Genomic DNA, 19,384 nt, shown 5'->3' with positions numbered 1-19,384 from the left:
GTAGGTTGGCGGTCATGCCTGCACCCGTCGCCAGTGACCCCCGGCGGCCCTTCGGTCGACTGCTCACGGCCATGGTCACCCCCTTCACCGAGGACGGGTCGGTCGACCTGGCCGGCGCCCAGGAGCTGGCGACCCACCTCGTCGACCGCTGCCGGCACGACGGCCTGGTGGTCAACGGCACGACGGGGGAGTCCCCGACGGTCTCGGACGCCGAGCAGCGCTCGCTGCTGGAGGTCGTCCTGGACGCCGTCGGCGACCGCGCCACCGTGGTCGCCGGCGTGGGCACCAACGACACCGCGCACTCCATCCAGAAGGCCCGGGACGCAGCGCGGCTGGGCGCGCACGCGCTGATGGCCGTGACGCCGTACTACAACAAGCCCCCGCAGTCGGGCCTGCTCCGGCACTTCACCGCGATCGCCGACGCGACCGACCTGCCCGTGATGCTCTACGACATCCCGCCCCGCTCGGTGGTGCCGATCGAGGTGGAGACCCTGGTCCGGGCCGCCGAGCACCCGCGGATCGTCGCGGTGAAGGACGCCAAGGGCGACTTCTCGGCGGTGGCGTGGACGCTGGCCCGCACCGACCTCTCCTACTACTCCGGCGAGGACGCGCTCACCCTCCCGCTCCTGTCGCTGGGCGCGGTCGGCGTGGTCAGCGTGGTGGGACACCTGGTCGGCCCGCGGCTGGCCGACATGATCACCGCGGTCGAGGCCGGTGACCTGGCCCGCGCCCGGGAGCTGAACACCGGGATGCTGCCGGTCTACGACGGGCTGTTCCGCACGCAGGCCGCGATCCTGGTCAAGGCCGCCCTGAAGCTGCAGGGCCTGCCGTCCGGGCCGGTCCGCCCGCCGCTGGTCGACGCCACCGACGACGAGGTGGCCCGGCTGCGCCGCGACCTCGCCGCCGGCGGCATCGAGCTGTGACCGCCCAGCCGCACCTGACGCTCGGCCCACCGCCGCCGGTCCCCGACGGCGCCCTGCGGGTCCTCCCGCTCGGTGGCCTGGGCGAGATCGGGCGCAACTGCGCGGTGCTGGAGTTCGGCGGTCGGCTGCTGGTGATCGACTGCGGGGTGCTGTTCCCCGAGGCGCACCAACCCGGGGTGGACGTCGTCCTCCCGGACTTCACCCACCTCGCCGACCGGTTGGACGACATCGAGGCCGTCGTCCTCACCCACGGGCACGAGGACCACATCGGGGCGGTGCCGTACCTGCTCCGCCTGCGGGCCGACATCCCGGTCGTCGGGTCGCGGTTCACCCTGGCCCTGGTCGCGGCGAAGCTGGCCGAGCACCGGATCGACCCGGTGCTCGTCGAGGTCGCCGCGGGCGACCACCACCGGGCAGGGCCCTTCGACACCGAGTTCGTCTGCGTCAACCACTCGATCCCCGACGCACTGGCCGTGGCGGTGCACACCCCGGCCGGCACGCTGGTGCACACCGGGGACTTCAAGATGGACCAGCTGCCGCTGGACGGGAAGGTCACCGACCTCGCCGCGTTCGCCCGGCTCGGCGCCGCCGGCATCGACCTGCTGCTCAGCGACTCCACCAACGCCGAGGTGCCCGGGTTCGTCACCAGCGAGCGCACCATCGGACCGGTCCTGGACGCCGTCTTCGCCGCCGCCGACCAGCGGTTGATCGTCTCCAGCTTCGCCAGCCACGTGCACCGCATCCAGCAGGTCCTGGACGCCGCCGTCGCGCACGGTCGCAAGGTCGCCCTCGCCGGCCGGTCGATGGTCAAGAACATGGGCCTGGCCCAGGAGCTGGGCCTCCTGCACGTCGAGCCCGGGCTGCTGGTCAGCGTCGACGAGGCGGTGACCATGCCGGCACACCAGGTCGTGCTCGTCAGCACCGGGTCGCAGGGCGAGCCGCTCAGCGCGCTGGGCCGGATGGCCCGCGGCGAGCACAAGCAGGTCACCATCACCGCCGGGGACACCGTGGTGCTGGCCAGCTCGCTCGTGCCCGGGAACGAGACCGCCGTCTACGCCGTCATCAACGGCCTGACCCGGCTCGGCGCCACCGTGGTGCACAAGGAGACCGCCCGGGTGCACGTCTCCGGGCACGCCCCGGCCGGGGAGCTGCGGACCCTGCTGCAGGTCGCCCGCCCCCGGCACCTGCTCCCGGTGCACGGCGAGTGGCGGCACCTGCGCGCGCACGGCGCCATCGCCACGTCGGTGGGCCTGCGCCCGGAGCAGGTGCTGCTCGCCGAGGACGGCATCGTGGTCGACCTGGTCGACGGCGTCGCCACGATGGTCGGGCGGGTGCCGATCGGCGACGTCTACGTCGACGGCAAGGTCGAGGGGCTCGTCGGCGAGGACACCCTGGCCGCCCGCCGGATCCTGGGCGAGGAGGGCTTCGTCGCGGTCACCGTCGTCGTCGAGCCCTCCACCGGCACGATCGGGGCCCCCCTGCGGCTCACCACCCGTGGGTTCGCCGACGACCCGGCGGTCTTCGACCCTGCCCTGGCCCTCGTCACCGAGGCCCTCGCCCGGGCCACCGCCGACGGGCCGGTCGACACGCACAGGCTGTCCCAGGTCGTGCGGCGCACCCTGGGCACCTGGGTGGCCCAGACCCACCGCCGCAAGCCGATGATCGTGCCCACCGTCATCACCGTGTGACGACGGCGATGGGCGTGATCCCCTCGGACTCGGGCAGCTCGAAGCCGAGCACCTGGGCGTAGAAGGACAGCTCGCCGTCCAGCGAGGCACGGATGTTCTCCGCCTTGCGGAACCCGTGCTGCTCGCCGGGGAAGAGCAGGTAGGCGTGCGGGACGCCCTTCTCGCTCAGGGCGGCCACCATCACCTCGGCCTGCTCGGGCGGGACGATCCGGTCCTCGTCGCCCTGGAACACCGCCAGCGGGGTGTCGAGGGCGTCGACGTGGTGGATGGGGGAGCGCGCGGTGTAGACCGCCTCCCCCGAAGGCCAGGGCGCGATGAGCCCGTCGAGGTAGCGCGACTCGAAGGAGTGCGTGTCGGCGGCCAGCGCGGCGAGGTCGGCGACCCCGTAGTGGCTGGCCCCGGCGGCGAACACCCCCGGCCGGAAGGTGAGCGCGGCCAGCGTCGTGTACCCGCCGGCCGAACCGCCGCGGATCACCGCGCGGGCGGGGTCGACCCGCAGCTGCGCCGGGGCGTCGGACGAGGACAGGTACGCCACGACGGCGGCCACGTCGTCCAGGTCGGCGATGCCCCAGCTGCCCTGCAGCGCGTCCCGGTAGACCCGGCCGTAGCCGGTGGAGCCGCGGTAGTCGACGTCGGCGACGGCGAACCCCCGGGAGGTCCAGTACTGCACGCCCAGGGTCAGCACCGGGGACGCCGCGGCCGTCGGCCCGCCGTGCACCACGACGACCAGCGGGGGCAGCTCGCCGTCGGGGCCGGCGACCTCGGGGTTGGTCGGCGGGTAGACCAGCGCGTGCGCCTGCGACGTGCCGCCGATCGTGGTGCTGGGGAAGGTGACGTGCCGGGGCCGGGAGAACCAGGCCGCGTCGACGTCCTGGGGCGCGGGGCGCAGCTCGGTGACCTCGCCGGAGTCGACGTCCACCCGGGCGACGACGGCCTTCGTGGTGGGCCCGCCCGCGACGCAGACGACCCCGGTGCCGTCGGCGCGGAGCTGGGCGAAGGAGGCGTACCGGGTCTCCAGCTCGCGGGGGCCGCCGGGCTCGAGCACCGCGAGCCGGCCGGCGCCGTCGCGGCCGTAGGCCACCACCAGCCGGCCGTCGGGGAGCTCGGCGTACCGGCTGGCGCCGAAGACCCACTGCGGGCCGGCCATGTCCGAGCCCGGGTCGAGCACCAGCTCGGGCCCGGTGCCGCGCCAGCGGAACAGCGACCAGGTGTCGGTGCGGTCGGCGAAGAACAGCAACGAGCCGTCGGCGGCCCAGGACGGCTGCACCACCGACTCCGGGCGCGTGCCCGAGCGACCGCCCGCGACGACGGTCTCGACCCCGCCGGGGGAGCGGACGACGAGCTCGGCGGCGTCCCACGGCATGTCCGGGTGCTGCCACTGCAACCAGCACAGCGACCCGTCGGGCCCCCGTCGCGGGTCGGAGACGAAGTCCGGGCCGGTGACCAGCACGGTCTGCTCCCCGTCGGGGGCCACGGCGACGACCTCGTGGACCACCTCGGCGGAGTCCCCGGAGGCGGTGTGGGTCTCCCGGACGCACAGCACGGCCCCGTCCGGGGTCACGCTCAGGTCGGCGAACCGCACCCCGGCGGGGAGCTCGGGCTCGGCCGTGAGCGCCTCGGGCTCCCCGCCCGGGACGACCCGGTACAGCCGCTGGTCACCGAAGTCGGTGAAGAACACCTGCCCGTCGGCGACGGCCCACGAACCGCCGCCGTACTCGTGCACCCGGGTGCGGGCGTTCCAGGGGGTGGGCAGCAGGTCGGTCGTCGTCCCGTCGGGGGAGCGGTGCACCAGGACGGTGCGCCCGCCCTCGGTCGCCCGGGCCTCGGCCCACCACACCCCGTCGGGCGCCACGGCCACCTCACCCAGCCGGGCCGCGGTGGCGACCACCTGCTCGGAGGTGATCGGGGTGGGCCAGCTGCCGAACGGGAGCGTCTGCATGCAGCGACCGTAGCCACCGGCACCGACAGACACGCTGTCCCGCCTGCCCCACGAGCACCAGTCCGGCGCTTACCGTCGGCACATGCCTGCGCGCGCGACGACACCGAGCCGACGGCCGGCGGCCGGCGGTTCCTCGCGCAGCCGGCCGGCCACCACGGCGGCCAAGAAGAAGGCGCCGGCGAAGACAGCGGCCAAGCGGGCCCCCGCCAAGCGCGGTGGCTCGACCACCGCCGCCCGGCGTCCGGCCGCCAAGCAGCGCCGGTCGGTCGGTGCCGGCATCTGGTCGGCCGCCAGCGGCACCTGGTCGTTGCTGGCCCGCGGCGCCGGCGGCCTGGCCCGCTCGGTCGCCCGCCCGGAGGAGGCCGAGCCGCTGGCCCCCGAGCACCGCCGCGACGGGATCGGCCTGGCCGTGCTCGGCCTGGCCATCGTGCTGGGCGTCACCGCCTGGATCGGCGACGTCGGCCCCGTCGGCTCCACCATCGCCGGGGCCTTCCGCTGGGCCTTCGGCGTGCTCACCCTGCTGCTGCCCGTCGTCCTGCTGCTCACCGCGGTCCGGCTGCTGCGCCACGGCCCGCGCCCCGAGGCCCGCGGCCGGCTGGTCATCGGCTGGGCGTGCATCGTCGTCGCCGTCCTCGGCATCACCCACCTGGCCACCGGCTCGCCCACCGACGAGGCCGGCCGCGCGGCCGGCGGTGGCATGCTCGGGTGGCTGGTCGGCCAGCCGGTGGGCGCCGGCGTGGGCAGCATCGTGGGCATCGCGCTCTTCGTCCTCGCCGCCTTCTTCGGCCTGCTCGTGGTCACCGCCACCCCGGTGCACCAGGTGCCCGAGCGGCTGCGCGGGTTCCTCGACCGGGTCACCGGCCGTGCGGACGACGAGGACGAGGACGAGGAGTACGACGACGAGGAGTACGAGGACGACGACGTCCTGGACGCCTTCGCCCCCGAGCCCACCCCCCGCACCCGGCGCAGCCGCGCCAAGGCCGCGCTCGACGCGCTGCGCGACGACGGCACCCAGGACACCGGCGTCATCGACACCGGGGCGCTGGACGACGCCGCCGACGCGGTCGCCGTGGCCCCCGCGGCCACCACCGCGCTGCGTCGTCCCCCCGTCGTGGACCGCACGCTCAAGCCCGTCGAGCTCGAGCCGGTGCCCGCCGGTGAGACCGAGCAGCTGGCCATCGAGCCGGTCGAGGGCGACTACGTGCTGCCCTCGCTGAACACCCTGCGCGCGGGCACCCCGCCGCGGGCGCGGTCGAAGTCCAACGACGTCGCCATCGAGGCGATCACCGGCGTCCTCGAGCAGTTCAACGTCGACGCCGCCGTCACCGGGTTCACCCGCGGCCCGACCGTCACCCGCTACGAGGTGGAGCTGGGCCCGGCGGTCAAGGTCGAGAAGATCACCGCGCTGACCCGCAACCTGGCCTACGCCGTCGCCAACGACAACATCCGCATCCTGGCCCCGATCCCCGGCAAGTCCGCCGTGGGCATCGAGGTGCCCAACACCGACCGGGAGACCGTCAGCCTCGGCGACGTCATGCGCTCGGGCGCCGCCAAGCAGGACCCGCACCCGATGCTGGTCGGCCTGGGCAAGGACATCGAGGGCGGGTTCGTCTGCGCGAACCTTGCGAAGATGCCGCACCTGCTGGTCGCCGGTGCGACCGGTGCCGGCAAGTCCTCCTGCATCAACTCGCTGCTGACCTCGCTGCTGCTGCGGGCCACGCCCGACCAGCTGCGGATGATCCTGATCGACCCCAAGATGGTCGAGCTCACGCCCTACGACGGCATCCCGCACCTGATCACGCCGATCATCACCGACCCGAAGAAGGCCGCCACCGCGCTGGCCTGGCTGGTCGAGGAGATGGAGCAGCGGTACCAGGACATGCGGGCCACCGGGGTGCGGCACATCGACGACTTCAACAAGAAGGTCGAGCGAGGGGAGATCGCCGCCCCGCCCGGGTCCGAGCGGGTCTACCGGCCCTACCCCTACATCCTGGCGATCGTCGACGAGCTCGCCGACCTGATGATGGTCGCCCCCCGCGACGTCGAGGAGTCGATCGTCCGGATCACCCAGAAGGCCCGTGCGGCCGGCATCCACCTGGTGCTCGCCACCCAGCGGCCCTCGGTCGACGTCGTCACCGGGCTGATCAAGGCCAACGTGCCCTCCCGGCTGGCCTTCTCCACCTCCAGCCTCACCGACAGCCGGGTCATCCTCGACCAGCCCGGCGCGGAGAAGCTGATCGGCATGGGCGACGCCCTGTTCCTGCCGATCGGGGCCGGCAAGCCGATCCGCGTGCAGGGCGCCTACGTCTCGGACTCCGAGATCGAGGCGGTCGTCGAGTTCACCAAGCGGCAGGCCGAGCCCGACTACCGCCAGGAGGTCGTCGAGAAGGCCGGCGGCGAGCAGAAGGAGATCGACGAGGACATCGGGGGTGACCTCGAGCTGCTGGTCCAGGCCGTCGAGCTCGTGGTCACCAGCCAATTCGGCTCCACGTCCATGCTGCAGCGCAAGCTGCGGGTCGGGTTCGCCAAGGCCGGACGCCTGATGGACCTCATGGAGAGCCGCGGGATCGTCGGTCCGTCGGAGGGCTCCAAGGCCCGGGACGTGCTGCTCAAGCCCGACGAGCTCGACGGCACGTTGTTCCTGCTCCGCGGCGGCGGGGGAGAGGGATGACAGGGGCGCATACGCTGTCGTGGTGACTGCTCCGCCTGCTCTCCCCCTGTCCGACCTCCCGACCGGTGCGCGCCGGGTCGCCATGGTGACCCTCGGCTGCGCCCGCAACGAGGTCGACTCGGAGGAGCTGGCCGGCCGGCTGGCCGCCGACGGCTACGAACTGGTCGCCGACGCGCAGGACGCCGACGCCGTCCTGGTCAACACCTGCGGGTTCATCGAGACCGCCAAGAAGGACTCCGTCGACGCGATCCTCGAGGCCGGCGGGCACGGTGCGCAGGTCGTGGCGGTCGGCTGCATGGCCGAGCGCTACGGCAGCGAGCTGGCCGGGGCGCTGCCCGAGGCCACGGTGCTGGGCTTCGACGACTACACCGCCATCGGCGACCGGCTCGACGACGTCCTCGCCGGCCGCCCGCTGGTCCCGCACACCCCGCGCGACCGGCGCACCCTGCTGCCGATCAGCCCCGCCGACCGCACCCGCGCCGCGGTCGCGCCGACCTCCCCGGCCATCCCCGGCCACGACTGGCTCAAGCGCACCCGGCTGACCAGCGGCCCGTCGGCGGCGCTGAAGCTGGCCAGCGGCTGCGACCGGCGCTGCGCCTTCTGCGCCATCCCCACCTTCCGCGGGGCCTTCGTCTCCCGTCCGGTGGCCGAGGTGCTCGGCGAGGCGCACTGGCTGGCCGGACAGGGCGTCACCGAGCTGGTGCTGGTCAGCGAGAACTCGACCTCCTACGGCAAGGACCTCGGCGACCTGCGCACGCTGGAGAAGCTGCTCCCCGAGCTGGCTGCCATCGAGGGCCTGGTGCGCGTGCGGGTGGCCTACCTGCAGCCCGCCGAGCTCCGCCCCGGCCTGCTCGAGGTCATCGCCGGCACCCCGGGCATCGCGCCCTACTTCGACCTGTCCTTCCAGCACAGCTCGCCGACCCTGCTGCGCCGGATGCGTCGCTTCGGCGGCACCGAGGACTTCCTCGCCCTGGTCGACCGGGCCCGGGCCATCGCCCCGACCGCCGGGTTCCGCACCAACGTCATCCTCGGGTTCCCCGGCGAGACCGAGGACGACGTCGCCGAGCTCGAGCGCTTCCTCACCGCCGCGCGGCTGGACGCCGTCGGGGTGTTCGGCTACTCCGACGAGGACGGCACCGAGGGCGCCCGGCTGGACGGCCACCTGCCCCAGCACGAGGTCGACGCCCGGGTCCGCCGCATCACCGACCTGGTCGAGGAGCTCACCAGCCAGCGGGCCGAGGAGCGGATCGGCGAGACCGTCGAGGTGCTGCTCACCGAGGCGCTGACCACCGTGGGCGACCCACGCACCTGGACCGGGCACGCCGCCCACCAGGACCCCGACGCCGACGGCACCACCACCGTCACCGGGGTGCCCGTCGACGCGGTCGCCGGCCAGGTCGTCACCGCCCGGGTCACCGACACCGAGGGCGTCGACCTGGTCGCCGCCTGCCTCGTGCCCGTGGTCGCCGGTCGCTGATCCGATGACCAGCGGCCGCACCCACCAGGGGCCACGATGAGCAGCGTGGTCCCCGACCCCGCTGCGACGCCGTCGTCCTCGGCGCAGCTGGTGAACCTGCCCAACGCGCTCACCGTGCTGCGGCTGGCCGTCGTCCCGCTCTTCGCCTGGCTGCTGCTGGCCAACAGCGGCATGGACGACGGGCAGCGCTGGTGGGCGACGCTGTTCTTCGCCGTCGCGATCATCACCGACCGGTACGACGGGATGATCGCCCGCAAGCGCAACCAGGTCACCGAGTTCGGCAAGCTCGCCGACCCGATCGCGGACAAGGCGCTGACCGGCACCGCGCTCATCGGGCTCTCGGCGCTGGGGCTGCTGCCCTGGTGGGTGACCCTGGCGATCCTCGTCCGCGAGCTGGGGGTCACCCTGCTGCGGTTCTGGGTGATCCGGCACGGCGTCATCGCCTCCAGTCGGGGCGGCAAGGCCAAGACCGTCGTCCAGGCGCTGGCCATCGGGCTCTACCTCATGCCGCTGACCGGGGTGCTCGCCTCGGTGCGCTGGTGGTTCATGGGCGTCGCGCTGGTGCTCACCCTGGTCACCGGGTTCGACTACGTGGTGCGGGCGCTGCGGCTGCGCCGCACGAGTGCCCGGGCGATGAAGGCCGCCGCCGCGCGCCGGGCCGCCGCGGGCGGTCCGCCCGGCGAACGCCGTACCGACCGGGCCGCGTGAGCGCAGCCGAGGACGTCCTGGCCGCCCTGGCCCGGCGCGGGGAGAGCGTCGCTGCCGCCGAGTCGCTGACCGCCGGCCTGTTCTGCGCCACCCTGGCCGGGGTGCCCGGTGCCAGCGCGGTGCTGCGCGGGGGAGCGGTGGTCTACGCGACCGACCTGAAGGCCACCCTCGCCGGGGTGGACCCCGACCTGCTCGCCCGGGTCGGCCCGGTGGCCCCGGAGACCGCGGCCGCCCTGGCCGAGGGCATCGCCGACCGGTGCGGCGCGACGTGGGGCGTGGGCCTCACCGGGGCTGCCGGCCCCGACCCGGTCGACGAGCATCCGCCCGGCACGGTGTTCGTGGGCCTGGCCGGGCCCGACGGGACGACGGTCGAGCGGCTCGCGCTCACCGGTGACCGGGCCGCAGTGCGCACCGGCACGGTCGAGGCTGCCCTGCGTCTCCTGCTCACCCGTCTGGGCTGACCGGGAGGGAACGTCCCCCCCTGCCCACGGCGTTACGCCAGGAGCGGACGACGTCCCGGCCGGCAGGTCGGCGGGGGTGCATCCGCGTACCGTGGGTGCACGGCGACCAGGGGGTCCCACCTCCTGCGGAGCCGTCGTGCACGACCAGACAGGAGACGGCCATGACGCTGCTGCGCACCCAGCTCGGCGACACACTGCGCGGCCACCGGCTGAGCCAGCGCCGCACCCTGCGCGACGTCTCCGGCGCGGCCCGGGTCAGCCTCGGGTACCTCTCGGAGGTCGAGCGCGGGCAGAAGGAGGCCTCCTCCGAGCTGCTGGCCTCGATCTGCGACGCCCTCGACGTCGGGCTCGCCGACCTGCTCGCCCAGGTGAGCCAGGAGCTGCGGCACGCCGACGGCGACCAGCTGCGCCCGGTCGCCCCCGCGCCCGAGGCCCCGGTGGCAGAGCCGGCCCTGGCGCTCGTCGGTGCCGACGCCCCGCGCACCGCCCGCCGTCGCGGCGCCGTCGCGCTGGCTGCCTAGCCCACCAGCCGGACGGCGAGGTCCGGATCGAACTGGCCCGAGACCGTGCCCGCGCCGATCCCGCAGTCGCCGTCGGACTCCCCGGGCGGCTTGATCCACAGCAGGGCCAGCACGTCGTCCCCGAGCCCGGGGTCGGTGGTCGGCGGCGCGCCGACCCGCTGGCCGTCGGGGTTGCACCAGTCCCGGGTGCCGGTGCCGTTGCGGCTGGTGTCCACGACCAGGTCCAGCTGCTGGCCCGTCTCCCTGGCCAGCGCGCGGGCGGTCTCCCGGCCGAAGGCCACCGCGGTGTCGGTGTCGGTGTAGGCCGAGACGCCCAGGGCGATGCCGTCGGCATCGGCGATGCCGGAGGCCACCAGCCGGTCGGCCAGCTCGTGGGCGTCGATGGACCAGTTCGCGGCCGAGCCGTCCAGGAAGACCTCGGACCGGGGAGCCGAGTCGGCGAGCACCGCGGTGGCGTCGGCCAGCAGGGCCTCGCGCTCGGCGACCTGCTCGTCGTCCAGGCAGTCGAAGTGCACCAGCGAGTCCGGCTCCAGGACGACCACCGCCCGCCGGGTGCCGATGCCCTCGGCGAACGACCGGATCCAGGAGCGGTAGGCCGCGGCGTCCTCGGCGCCGCCGGAGGAGTACTGCCCGCAGTCGCGGTCGGGGATCGCGTAGGCGACCACGACCGGGGTCGCGCCGGTGATCGAGGCCTGGTCGACGTAGGCGTCCACCTGGGCGCCGACCTCGGCGGTGGGCTCGGTGAACCAGCGGGCCACCGGCCGGTCGGCCAGCCCGGCGAGGACCGCCGGCGTGCGACCGTCCCCGGGGTGCTCGGCGACCCACTGCACGGCCTGGGCGTCGGGGTTGCCGAACAGCCGCGCGCCGGGGCCCAGCGTGGGGGCGTCGCCGCCGGCGAGCTGGCGGAGCTCGAAGGGCGCGGTGTCGGGCCGGGTGAGCACCCAGCCGGTCACGAGCAGGGCGAGGGACAGCACGGCGACGATCACGCGGCGCACCATGGGGTCCTCCTCACCGTGGCGCGACGGTGCCGGCCAGCCCGCTCACGCTAGGTCGCCGTCGGCCCGACGTCGCCACCCCGGCGGGTGACACACCCCGGTCGGGTGGCCGCGACACGACGCACGGCACGGCCGGATGTCCTTGACCCTGTGTGAGCGGGATGGGACACAGTGTGTGTGCATCCGCTCCCGCTGCCCGACCGGTACAGCCCGCGCTCCACCGCCGAGGCGCCCGCGCTCAGCGCGGTCCCGGCGCCGGTGGTCGACGACGTCCCCGCCGGGACGCACGGCACCATCGTGCTGGAGGGCCTGCCGCTGCTGCGCCGTCCCGAGGTGGCGCCGCTGCGCCCGGCCGGACCCGAGCACCAGGCCGGTGCGCACACGCGCTCGGGCAACGCCATGGGCCGCACCCGGCGCGGCCTGCTCGCCGGTGCCGCGGTGGCGTTCGCCGAGCACGGCCTGCGCCGGGCGACCATGCAGCACGTGGCCGCCGCGGCCGGCGTCGCCAAGGCCACCCTCTACAACCACTTCCGCACCAAGGACGACGTCGCCGCCGCCCTGCTGGAGGCCGAGCTGGACCGGCTCACCGCGCTGGCCGCCGCCGGCCCCCGCGGCAGGGCGCTGGTGGGGCTGGCCGAGGAGGTCGCCGACCACGCGGTGCTCCGCCGGCTCGCCGAGACCGAGCCCGAGCTGCTGGCCCGGCTGCTCTGCGCGGTGGACGACGACGCGCTGACCGACCGGTTGGCCGGGGCGTTGCGGCTGGACCGGGGCGGTGCCGGGCTGGTCCTGCGCTGGCTGGTCGGCCTGGCCTGCCGCCCCGGGACGACCCTGGACCGGGCCCGGCAGGCCGACGCCCTGGACCGCGCCCTCTGACCGCTCCCACCCGACCGGGGTCCGTGGGACATTCGTCGGCACCCGCCCCGTCGACCCCGGAGTCCCGCCCATGCGCTACCTGTTCCGGCCGCCGGCCACGGAGGCCGCGGCCCTGCTGCACCTCCCGTGGGGGGAACCGCTGGCCGAGTGGGACCCCGCGCTGCTCCTCGACGTCCCCCAGCGGGGCATCTCGCGGCACGTGGTGCGCTTCGTGGCCACCGAGGGCCGGGTCTACGCGCTGAAGGAGATCGCCGAGCCGCTGGCCCGGCGGGAGTACGCGCTGCTCGGGGAGTTCGAGGCCGAGGGGCTGCCCTCGGTGTCGGTGCTGGGCATCTGCGTGGACCGGCCGGGGGAGCAGGAGGCGATCCTGGTGACCCGGTACCTGGAGTACTCGATGTCCTACCGGCACCTGTTCTCCAGCCCGCGCAGCCAGCACTCGACCTCCCAGCTGCTGGACACCCAGGTGGTGCTGCTGGTGCGGCTGCACCTGGCGGGGGTGTTCTGGGGCGACTGCTCGCTGTCGAACACCCTCTTTCGGCCCGACGGGGACGGCCTGACCGCCTACCTGGTCGACGCCGAGACCGCCGAGCGCCGTCCCGAGCTGTCCTCCCGGATGCGCGAGCACGACGTGGAGCTGGCCCGCGAGCGGGTCGGCGCCGAGCTGATGGACCTGCAGTTCGGCGGTCTGCTGGCCCCGGACATCGACCCGCTCGAGGTGGCCGACGCGCTGCCCGAGCGGTACGCCGCGCTGTGGGACGCGGTGACCCGCGAGGAGGTCTTCCGGCTCGACGAGCAGCGCTACCGGGTGGCCGAGCGGCTGCAGTGGATCAACGACCTGGGCTTCGACGCCGGCGAGGTCGAGCTGGTGCACACCCCCGAGGGCGCCCGGCTCCGGGTGCAGACCCGGGTCGCCGAGCCGGGCCAGAACCGCCGCGAGCTGTTCCGGCTGACCGGGCTGGAGGTGCAGGAGAACCAGGCCCGCCGGCTGCTCAACGACCTGCGCAGCTACCGGGCGTGGCTGGAGCAGAAGGAGGGACGACCAGTGCCGGAGTCCGTGGCCGGGCACCGGTGGATCGCCGAGGTCTACCTGCCCGTGGTCGAGGCCATCCCGCCGCACCTGGTCGGCCGGCTCGCCCCGGCCCAGGTCTTCCACGAGGTGCTCGAGCACCGCTGGTTCCTCTCCGAGGAGGCCGGCGTGGACGTCGGGACGACGGCGGCACTGCGCTCCTACCTGGACCACGAGCTCCCCAAGACCCCGGCGGACATGACCACCCCGTCGGTCCTCGCCGCCCCTCCGGTCTGACGCCCCGGGGGCCGATCGGCATCGCCGTCCGGGACGGTCGGCGACACCGTCGATGGGGCTCGACCAGGGCGTTCACATCGACCTGGACACGAACTGGCAACGGCCTGGCCTTCGGCTTGACTCGCTCTTTGACCTGGGTCACAGTCCCTGGACCGGGTGAAGATCATCCACCAGCCGGACCGTCGCGGCCCCCGGGTCGCTCGACGCCAACGGAGGCGGTTGCAGGGTGTCTGACAGCGTTGTCCACACGGGTCGGGAGCGGCGGAGTGCCGCGTCCGGCCGCCGAGCCCGGCGGGCCCTGGGGGCCACGGCCGCCGCCGTCGTCCTGGCGTCGGGGCTGGCCGCCTGCGGCGGCGGGGGGTCGGGGACCCCCGAGTTGATCTGGTACACCAACCCCGACTCCGGCGGGCAGGCCGAACTCGCCGCCCGGTGCACCGAGGCCGCGGGTGGGGCCTACACGATCACCACGTCGGTGCTCCCGCGGGAGTCCTCGGCGCAGCGCGAGCAGCTGGTCCGCCGGTTGGCGGCCAACGACGCGTCGATCGACATCATGAGCCTGGACCCGCCGTTCATCCCCGAGTTCGCCCAGGCCGGCTTCCTGGCCCCGGTGCCCGAGGACGTCGCCGAGCGGGTGACCACCGACGTGGTGGCCAGCGCGATCGAGGGGTCCACCTGGGACGGCGAGCTCGTCACCGTGCCGTGGTGGGCCAACACCCAGCTGCTCTGGTACCGCACCTCGGTCGCCGAGGCCGCCGGGCTGGACATGACCCAGCCGGTCACCTGGGACCAGATCATCACCGCCGCCCAGGACCAGGACCGCCTGATCGGCGTCCAGGGCATCCGCGCGGAGGCGCTGACCGTGTGGTTCAACGCCCTCATCGAGAGCGCCGGTGGCTCGATCATCGCGGAGAACTCCACCGACCCCGAGCAGATCCAGCTCGGCCTGACCTCCGACGCCGGGGTCCGCGCGACCGAGGTCATGCGGGACATCTCGAACTCCGGTCAGGTGGGCCCGGCGCTCTCCACGGCCAACGAGGACTCCACCGCCACCGGCTTCGAGTCCGACCAGGCCGGCTTCATGGTCAACTACCCGTTCGTCTACGCCCGGGCACTGGCTGCCGTCGAGGGCGGCACGCTGGACCAGTCCGCGGTGGACGACTACGGCTGGGCGGTCTACCCCCAGGTCGACGAGGGCACCGACGCCGCCCCGCCCTACGGCGGGATCAACCTGGGCGTGGGTGCCTACAGCGAGCACACCGACCTGGCCTACGAGGCCACCGAGTGCATCACCTCGACGGAGAACCAGGCCTTCTACTTCGTCAACGACGGCAACCCGGCGTCGGACACCGCGGTCTACGACGACCCGGCCGTGCTCGAGGACTTCCCGATGGCGCCGACCATCCTGCAGTCGCTGGAGCAGGCAGCTCCCCGCCCGCAGACCCCGTACTACAGCGAGGTCTCCGGCGGCCTGCAGCGCGAGTACCACCCGACGGCCTCCGTCGACCCCTCCAGCACGCCGCAGGCGGCGACGGAGCTCATCGAAGCGGTCCTGCGTAAGGAGCAGCTGTTGTGACCACGACCCAGGCGCCCACCGGGGCGCGCACCGGGGCCTCGGCCCCGGCGCCGGTGAAGAAGCAGGTCAGCGACCGGGCGAAGGCCGAGCGCAAGCTCGGCTGGATGCTGGCGGGGCCGGCGATGGCGGTGATGCTGCTGGTCACCGCGTACCCGATCGCCCAGGCCGTCTACGACTCGCTCTTCGACTACCGGCTCACCGACCCGGAGAACCGCTCCTTCACCGGGCTGAGCAACTACGTGGTGGTGCTCACCGACCAGCTGTGGTGGCAGTCGGTGGGGGTGACCCTGCTGATCACGCTGATCACCGTGGCCGTCGAGCTGGTCCTCGGCTTCGCCCTGGCGATGGTGATGAACAAGGCGCTGAAGGCCATCCGGCCGTTCCTGCGGGCGGTCATCCTCATCCCCTACGCGGTCATCACCGTGGTGTCCGCGTTCGCCTGGCAGTTCGCCTTCGACATCAACACCGGGTTCGTCAACAGCTGGTTCGCCTGGCTCCCCGGGGTCAGCGCCGAGACCGACTGGTTCGGTGACTTCGGGACGTCGCTGTTCGTCATCTGCCTGGCCGAGATCTGGAAGACCACGCCCTTCATCTCGCTGCTCCTGCTGGCCGGTCTCGCCCAGGTGCCCGAGGTCCTCCAGGAGGCCGCGCAGGTCGACGGCGCCACCTGGTGGCAGCGGATGCGTCGGGTGACCATCCCGAACATGAAGGCCGCGATCATGGTCGCGCTGCTCTTCCGCACCCTGGACGCCTTCCGCGTCTTCGACTCCATCTTCGTGATGACGGCGGGGGCCAACGGCACCGAGACGGTGTCCTTCCTCGCCTACCGGCAGACGATCTCCCGGCTGGAGATCGGTCTCGGGTCGGCGGTCTCGGTCCTGTTGTTCCTCGCGGTCGTCCTGATCGCGTTCATCTTCATCAAGGGGTTCAAGGTGGACCTGTCCCAGGCGAGGGGTGACGGCTGATGTCGACCAAGGAGAAGACCTGGTGGTACGTCGCCGGCATCGCGATCGCGCTGTACGCGCTCTTCCCGATCGCCTGGATCGTGTCCCTGTCGTTCAAGGCGCCGAGTGACCTGGCCAACGGGTCGTTCCTGCCCACGGCGTTCTCGGGGGAGAACTACGCGCTGATCCTCAACGGCGATGCCAGCAGCCTGTTCCTACCGGCGCTGCGCAACAGCTTCGGCATCTGCCTGATCGCCACGTTCATCAGCGTGTTCCTGTCGATGTTCGCCGCCTACGCGATCGCCCGGCTGGACTTCCCCGGCAAGAAGCTGATCCTCGGCACCGCGCTCGGGGTGGCGATCTTCCCGGTGATCTCGATCGTCACGCCGCTGTTCAACCTGTGGCGCCAGATCGGGCTCTACGACACCTGGCCCGGGCTGATCATCCCGTACCTGTCGCTGACCCTGCCGCTGTCGATCTGGACCATGTCGGCGTTCTTCCGCGAGATCCCGTGGGAGATGGAGCAGGCCGCGCAGGTTGACGGCGCGACCACCTGGCAGGCCTTCCGCAAGGTGATCGTCCCGCTGGCCGCCCCCGGTGTCTTCACCACGGCGATCATCGCGTTCTTCATCGCCTGGAACGACTTCGTCTACGGCATCTCGCTCACCTCGACCGGCGCCTCCCGCCCGGTCCCGGCAGCGCTGGGCCTGTTCTCCGGTGCCTCGCAGTTCGAGGACCCCACCGGCGCGATCGCCGCAGCAGCGGTCATCGTGACCATCCCCGTCGTGATCCTGGTGCTGGTCTTCCAGCGTCGGATCGTCGCCGGTCTCACCAACGGCGCCGTCAAGGGCTGACCGGCCCGTCCCCTCAGCCCGACCACCACACTCCCAGGAGTCCACGATGGCCTCGATCGAGATGCGTAACATCGTCAAGAAGTACGGCGACGGGTTCCCCGCCGTGAACGACATCAGCCTGGACATCGCCGACGGCGAGTTCATGATCCTGGTCGGCCCGTCCGGCTGCGGGAAGTCCACCCTGCTGCGGATGATCGTCGGCCTGGAGGACATCACGTCCGGCGACATGGTCATCGGCGGGGAGCGGGTGAACGACAAGGCCCCCCGCGACCGCAACCTGTCGATGGTCTTCCAGAACTACGCGCTCTACCCGCACATGAGCGTCTACGAGAACATCGCCTTCCCGCTGCGGCTGGCCAAGACCCCCGACGACAAGGTGGACCGCCTGGTCAAGGAGGCCGCCGACGTCCTGGAGCTGCACGAGCACCTCGAGCGCAAGCCGGCCAACCTCTCCGGTGGCCAGCGCCAGCGGGTGGCCATGGGCCGGGCCATCGTCCGGCAGGCCGAGGCGTTCCTCTTCGACGAGCCGCTGTCGAACCTGGACGCCAAGCTGCGCGGCCAGATGCGCACCGAGATCGCCCGGCTGCAGCGCCGGCTGGGCATCACCACGGTCTACGTCACCCACGACCAGACCGAGGCGATGACCCTCGGCGACCGGGTGTGCGTGCTGCGCAAGGGCTCCATCCAGCAGGTGGCCTCCCCCCGGGAGCTCTACGAGCAGCCGGTCAACCTGTTCGTGGCCGGGTTCATCGGCTCCCCGCCGATGAACTTCCTGCCCGCGACCGTGGAGGGCAGCACGCTGCAGACGCCCTTCGGGCCGATCGAGCTCGACGAGCGTCGGGCCGCCGCCGTCGCCGGCCGCGACCTGCTGCTGGTGGGCATCCGGCCGGAGTACTTCGAGGACGCGTCCCTGGTCGACGACGCCAAGAAGCCGCTGGGCTCGACCTTCACCGCCCGGGTCGACGTCACCGAGTGGCTGGGGGACCAGCAGTACGCCTACATCCCCTACGAGGCGCCGGAGAAGATCCGCACCCACCTGCAGGAGCTCTCCCGCGAGCTGGACAGCGAGGAGCTGCGCACCCAGGCGATCGTGTCCATCGACGCGACCAGCCGCATCCGCGAGGGTCGGGACGCCGACTTCTGGCTGGACAGCCGCAAGGTGCACGTCTTCGACCCCGAGTCCGGGGAGAACCTCACCCGGGACGCCGAGGCCGGTGCGGCACTGACCCAGATGGCCAATGAGGACCGCGAGGAGCAGGTGGCCGAGGCCGCCGGTGGACTCACCGGGGAGCGCTCCAGCGGCGCTGCCTGACCCGACACACCCGACGGGGGCCCCGGACCGTGGCGGTCCGGGGCCCTCGTGGTGTCCGGGGATCACCCCCGGGCGGCAGCCAGCTCGTCGCGGGTGGGCGGGTCCGCGCCCACCCGGGTGCAGCACAGCGCAGCGACCAGGGACGCGTCGGCGACCACCCGGGCGAGCAGGTCGTCGGCCACCCCGTCCAGCGCCGCCCGGGTGGTGACACCGGCGTCCAGCAGGCCGGTGAGGAACCCGGCGGCGAGGGAGTCCCCGGCGCCGACCGTGTCGGCGACGGTGACCGTGGGCGGGGTGTGCCGCAGCAGGGGCCGGCCCGGGCGGGCGACCCGCAGCGGGGCGCCACCGTCGGTGAGCAGCAGGACCCCGGGGCCGGCGTCGGCCCACCGCTGCGCGGCCTCGTCCAGGTCGGTGGTGTCGGGCTCGAGCCAGGCGAGGTCCTCGGCACTGACCTTGACCACGTCGGCGACGGCCAGCAGCCGGGACAGCCGGGCGCGGACGTCGGCAGCGGTGTTGCCGAACCCCTCGGCCAGCGCGGCCCGGATGTTGGGGTCGACGCTGACCAGGGCCGACCCGTCGGCGTGCAGCCGCTCGGCGAGGCCGGCGATCGCCTCGCACCCCGGCGCCGTCCACGAGGAGATCGACCCGACGTGCAGGGCCCGGCTCCCCTCGGGCCACGCCACGTCGAGCTCGTCGTCGGTCCACTGCCAGTCGGCCGCGCCCAGCACGTGGAAGCCGTAGTCGGCCGACCCGTCGGGGCCCAGGCCGACCACGGCCAGGCTGACCGGGTCGCCGGAGTCCACCGATCGGGAGAGGTCCACCCCGGACAGCTCGGCGTGCCGGCGCAGGTTGCCCGCCAGTGGGCCGGTGCCGAACCGGGCCAGCAGGTGCACCGGGTGCCCGAGCCGACCGGCGGCGACCGCGACGTTGAGCGCGTTGCCCCCCGGGCGGGCGACGAACCGGGGGGCCGTGCCCTCGGGTCCGGCGTCGGCCGTGGGGTCGGGGATGAGGTCGACGACCAGCTCGCCGAGGACGGTCAGCACGCCCGCGACCCTAGCGGCGGCGGCCCCGCGGGGTGCCGTGTTGCCGCACGGGGGTGGTGTGCTGGGACGATGGGGTACGACGTCGTCGCCCGCGGCGTG

Annotated in this window: 16 protein-coding genes; 13 read left to right on the top strand and 3 right to left on the bottom strand. The window is 73.6% G+C overall.

What is annotated here, in order from left to right; translation table 11 throughout:
- Positions 1-14 precede the first annotated feature (14 nt).
- Complete coding sequence (dapA, locus tag F1C76_03000; protein QNG35702.1) at positions 15-923, top strand: 4-hydroxy-tetrahydrodipicolinate synthase; 909 nt, start codon at positions 15-17, stop codon at positions 921-923.
- The gene (locus F1C76_02995; protein ID QNG35701.1) at positions 920-2,611 is read left to right on the top strand and encodes a ribonuclease J; all 1,692 of its coding nucleotides are present in this window, start codon (positions 920-922) and stop codon (positions 2,609-2,611) included. The genes dapA and F1C76_02995 overlap by 4 nt, the downstream gene beginning before the upstream one ends.
- On the opposite strand, the gene F1C76_02990 is transcribed toward F1C76_02995, so the two are convergent.
- Positions 2,601-4,550, bottom strand: a complete 1,950-nt coding sequence (locus F1C76_02990) for a S9 family peptidase (protein QNG35700.1) — start codon at positions 4,548-4,550, stop codon at positions 2,601-2,603. The genes F1C76_02995 and F1C76_02990 overlap by 11 nt on opposite strands.
- Positions 4,551-4,632: 82 nt before the next feature.
- On the opposite strand from F1C76_02990, the gene F1C76_02985 reads away from it, so the two are divergent.
- From F1C76_02985 to F1C76_02965, 5 genes are all read left to right on the top strand, one after another.
- Complete coding sequence (locus F1C76_02985) at positions 4,633-7,221, top strand: DNA translocase FtsK (GenBank protein QNG35699.1); 2,589 nt, start codon at positions 4,633-4,635, stop codon at positions 7,219-7,221.
- 82 nt (positions 7,222-7,303) lie between these two features.
- Positions 7,304-8,698, top strand: coding sequence for a MiaB/RimO family radical SAM methylthiotransferase (locus F1C76_02980; protein QNG38971.1), 1,395 nt, complete (start codon positions 7,304-7,306; stop codon positions 8,696-8,698).
- Positions 8,699-8,734: 36 nt separating this feature from the next.
- On the top strand, positions 8,735-9,406 hold the full coding sequence (gene pgsA, locus F1C76_02975; GenBank protein QNG35698.1) for a CDP-diacylglycerol--glycerol-3-phosphate 3-phosphatidyltransferase: 672 nt from the start codon (positions 8,735-8,737) through the stop codon (positions 9,404-9,406).
- Complete coding sequence (locus F1C76_02970; GenBank protein ID QNG35697.1) at positions 9,403-9,867, top strand: nicotinamide-nucleotide amidohydrolase family protein; 465 nt, start codon at positions 9,403-9,405, stop codon at positions 9,865-9,867. The genes pgsA and F1C76_02970 overlap by 4 nt, the downstream gene beginning before the upstream one ends.
- A gap of 161 nt (positions 9,868-10,028) precedes the next feature.
- Complete coding sequence (locus tag F1C76_02965) at positions 10,029-10,388, top strand: helix-turn-helix transcriptional regulator (GenBank protein ID QNG35696.1); 360 nt, start codon at positions 10,029-10,031, stop codon at positions 10,386-10,388.
- Here F1C76_02965 and F1C76_02960 read toward each other — a convergent pair.
- Positions 10,385-11,386 carry a glycoside hydrolase family 6 protein gene (locus F1C76_02960; GenBank protein QNG35695.1) on the bottom strand — a complete coding sequence of 334 codons (1,002 nt, stop codon included), beginning with the start codon at positions 11,384-11,386 and terminating at the stop codon, positions 10,385-10,387. The genes F1C76_02965 and F1C76_02960 overlap by 4 nt on opposite strands.
- 396 nt (positions 11,387-11,782) lie before the next feature.
- Here F1C76_02960 and F1C76_02955 point away from each other — a divergent pair, with 396 nt between their 5' ends.
- The 6 genes from F1C76_02955 (at position 11,783) to ugpC (ending at position 18,242) form a co-directional block, all read left to right on the top strand.
- Complete coding sequence (locus F1C76_02955) at positions 11,783-12,256, top strand: helix-turn-helix transcriptional regulator (GenBank protein ID QNG38970.1); 474 nt, start codon at positions 11,783-11,785, stop codon at positions 12,254-12,256.
- Positions 12,257-12,326: 70 nt separating this feature from the next.
- The gene (locus F1C76_02950; GenBank protein ID QNG35694.1) at positions 12,327-13,559 is read left to right on the top strand and encodes a DUF4032 domain-containing protein; all 1,233 of its coding nucleotides are present in this window, start codon (positions 12,327-12,329) and stop codon (positions 13,557-13,559) included.
- 298 nt (positions 13,560-13,857) lie between these two features.
- On the top strand, positions 13,858-15,132 hold the full coding sequence (locus F1C76_02945) for an extracellular solute-binding protein (protein ID QNG38969.1): 1,275 nt from the start codon (positions 13,858-13,860) through the stop codon (positions 15,130-15,132).
- 104 nt (positions 15,133-15,236) lie between these two features.
- Positions 15,237-16,097, top strand: coding sequence for a sugar ABC transporter permease (locus F1C76_02940; protein ID QNG38968.1), 861 nt, complete (start codon positions 15,237-15,239; stop codon positions 16,095-16,097).
- Positions 16,097-16,930: a carbohydrate ABC transporter permease gene (locus F1C76_02935; protein ID QNG35693.1), complete on the top strand. Its 834-nt coding sequence runs from the start codon at positions 16,097-16,099 to the stop codon at positions 16,928-16,930. Before F1C76_02940 ends, F1C76_02935 begins: the two co-directional genes overlap by 1 nt.
- 46 nt (positions 16,931-16,976) lie before the next feature.
- Positions 16,977-18,242: a sn-glycerol-3-phosphate ABC transporter ATP-binding protein UgpC gene (gene ugpC, locus F1C76_02930; protein ID QNG35692.1), complete on the top strand. Its 1,266-nt coding sequence runs from the start codon at positions 16,977-16,979 to the stop codon at positions 18,240-18,242.
- Positions 18,243-18,304: 62 nt separating this feature from the next.
- Here ugpC and F1C76_02925 read toward each other — a convergent pair whose 3' ends face one another.
- Complete coding sequence (locus F1C76_02925; GenBank protein QNG35691.1) at positions 18,305-19,285, bottom strand: carbohydrate kinase; 981 nt, start codon at positions 19,283-19,285, stop codon at positions 18,305-18,307.
- Positions 19,286-19,384: the final 99 nt, after the last annotated feature.

The sequence above is a fragment of the Geodermatophilaceae bacterium NBWT11 genome, assembly GCA_014218215.1.
Taxonomy (GTDB): domain Bacteria; phylum Actinomycetota; class Actinomycetes; order Mycobacteriales; family Geodermatophilaceae; genus Klenkia.
This window is presented reverse-complemented; position numbering and strand designations above follow the sequence as displayed.

Excerpts from the sequence above, each read along its gene's own strand:
- ugpC (QNG35692.1), top strand. The coding sequence starts at position 16,977 with ATGGCCTCGATCGAGATGCGTAACATCGTCAAGAAGTACGGCGACGGG.
- pgsA (QNG35698.1), top strand. The coding sequence starts at position 8,735 with ATGAGCAGCGTGGTCCCCGACCCCGCTGCGACGCCGTCGTCCTCGGCG.
- F1C76_02935 (QNG35693.1), top strand. The coding sequence starts at position 16,097 with ATGTCGACCAAGGAGAAGACCTGGTGGTACGTCGCCGGCATCGCGATC.
- dapA (QNG35702.1), top strand. The coding sequence starts at position 15 with ATGCCTGCACCCGTCGCCAGTGACCCCCGGCGGCCCTTCGGTCGACTG.
- F1C76_02980 (QNG38971.1), top strand. The coding sequence starts at position 7,304 with ATGGTGACCCTCGGCTGCGCCCGCAACGAGGTCGACTCGGAGGAGCTG.
- F1C76_02990 (QNG35700.1), bottom strand. The coding sequence starts at position 4,550 with ATGCAGACGCTCCCGTTCGGCAGCTGGCCCACCCCGATCACCTCCGAG.
- F1C76_02960 (QNG35695.1), bottom strand. The coding sequence starts at position 11,386 with ATGGTGCGCCGCGTGATCGTCGCCGTGCTGTCCCTCGCCCTGCTCGTG.
- F1C76_02950 (QNG35694.1), top strand. The coding sequence starts at position 12,327 with ATGCGCTACCTGTTCCGGCCGCCGGCCACGGAGGCCGCGGCCCTGCTG.
- F1C76_02955 (QNG38970.1), top strand. The coding sequence starts at position 11,783 with ATGGGCCGCACCCGGCGCGGCCTGCTCGCCGGTGCCGCGGTGGCGTTC.
- F1C76_02940 (QNG38968.1), top strand. The coding sequence starts at position 15,237 with ATGCTGGCGGGGCCGGCGATGGCGGTGATGCTGCTGGTCACCGCGTAC.
- F1C76_02965 (QNG35696.1), top strand. The coding sequence starts at position 10,029 with ATGACGCTGCTGCGCACCCAGCTCGGCGACACACTGCGCGGCCACCGG.
- F1C76_02985 (QNG35699.1), top strand. The coding sequence starts at position 4,633 with ATGCCTGCGCGCGCGACGACACCGAGCCGACGGCCGGCGGCCGGCGGT.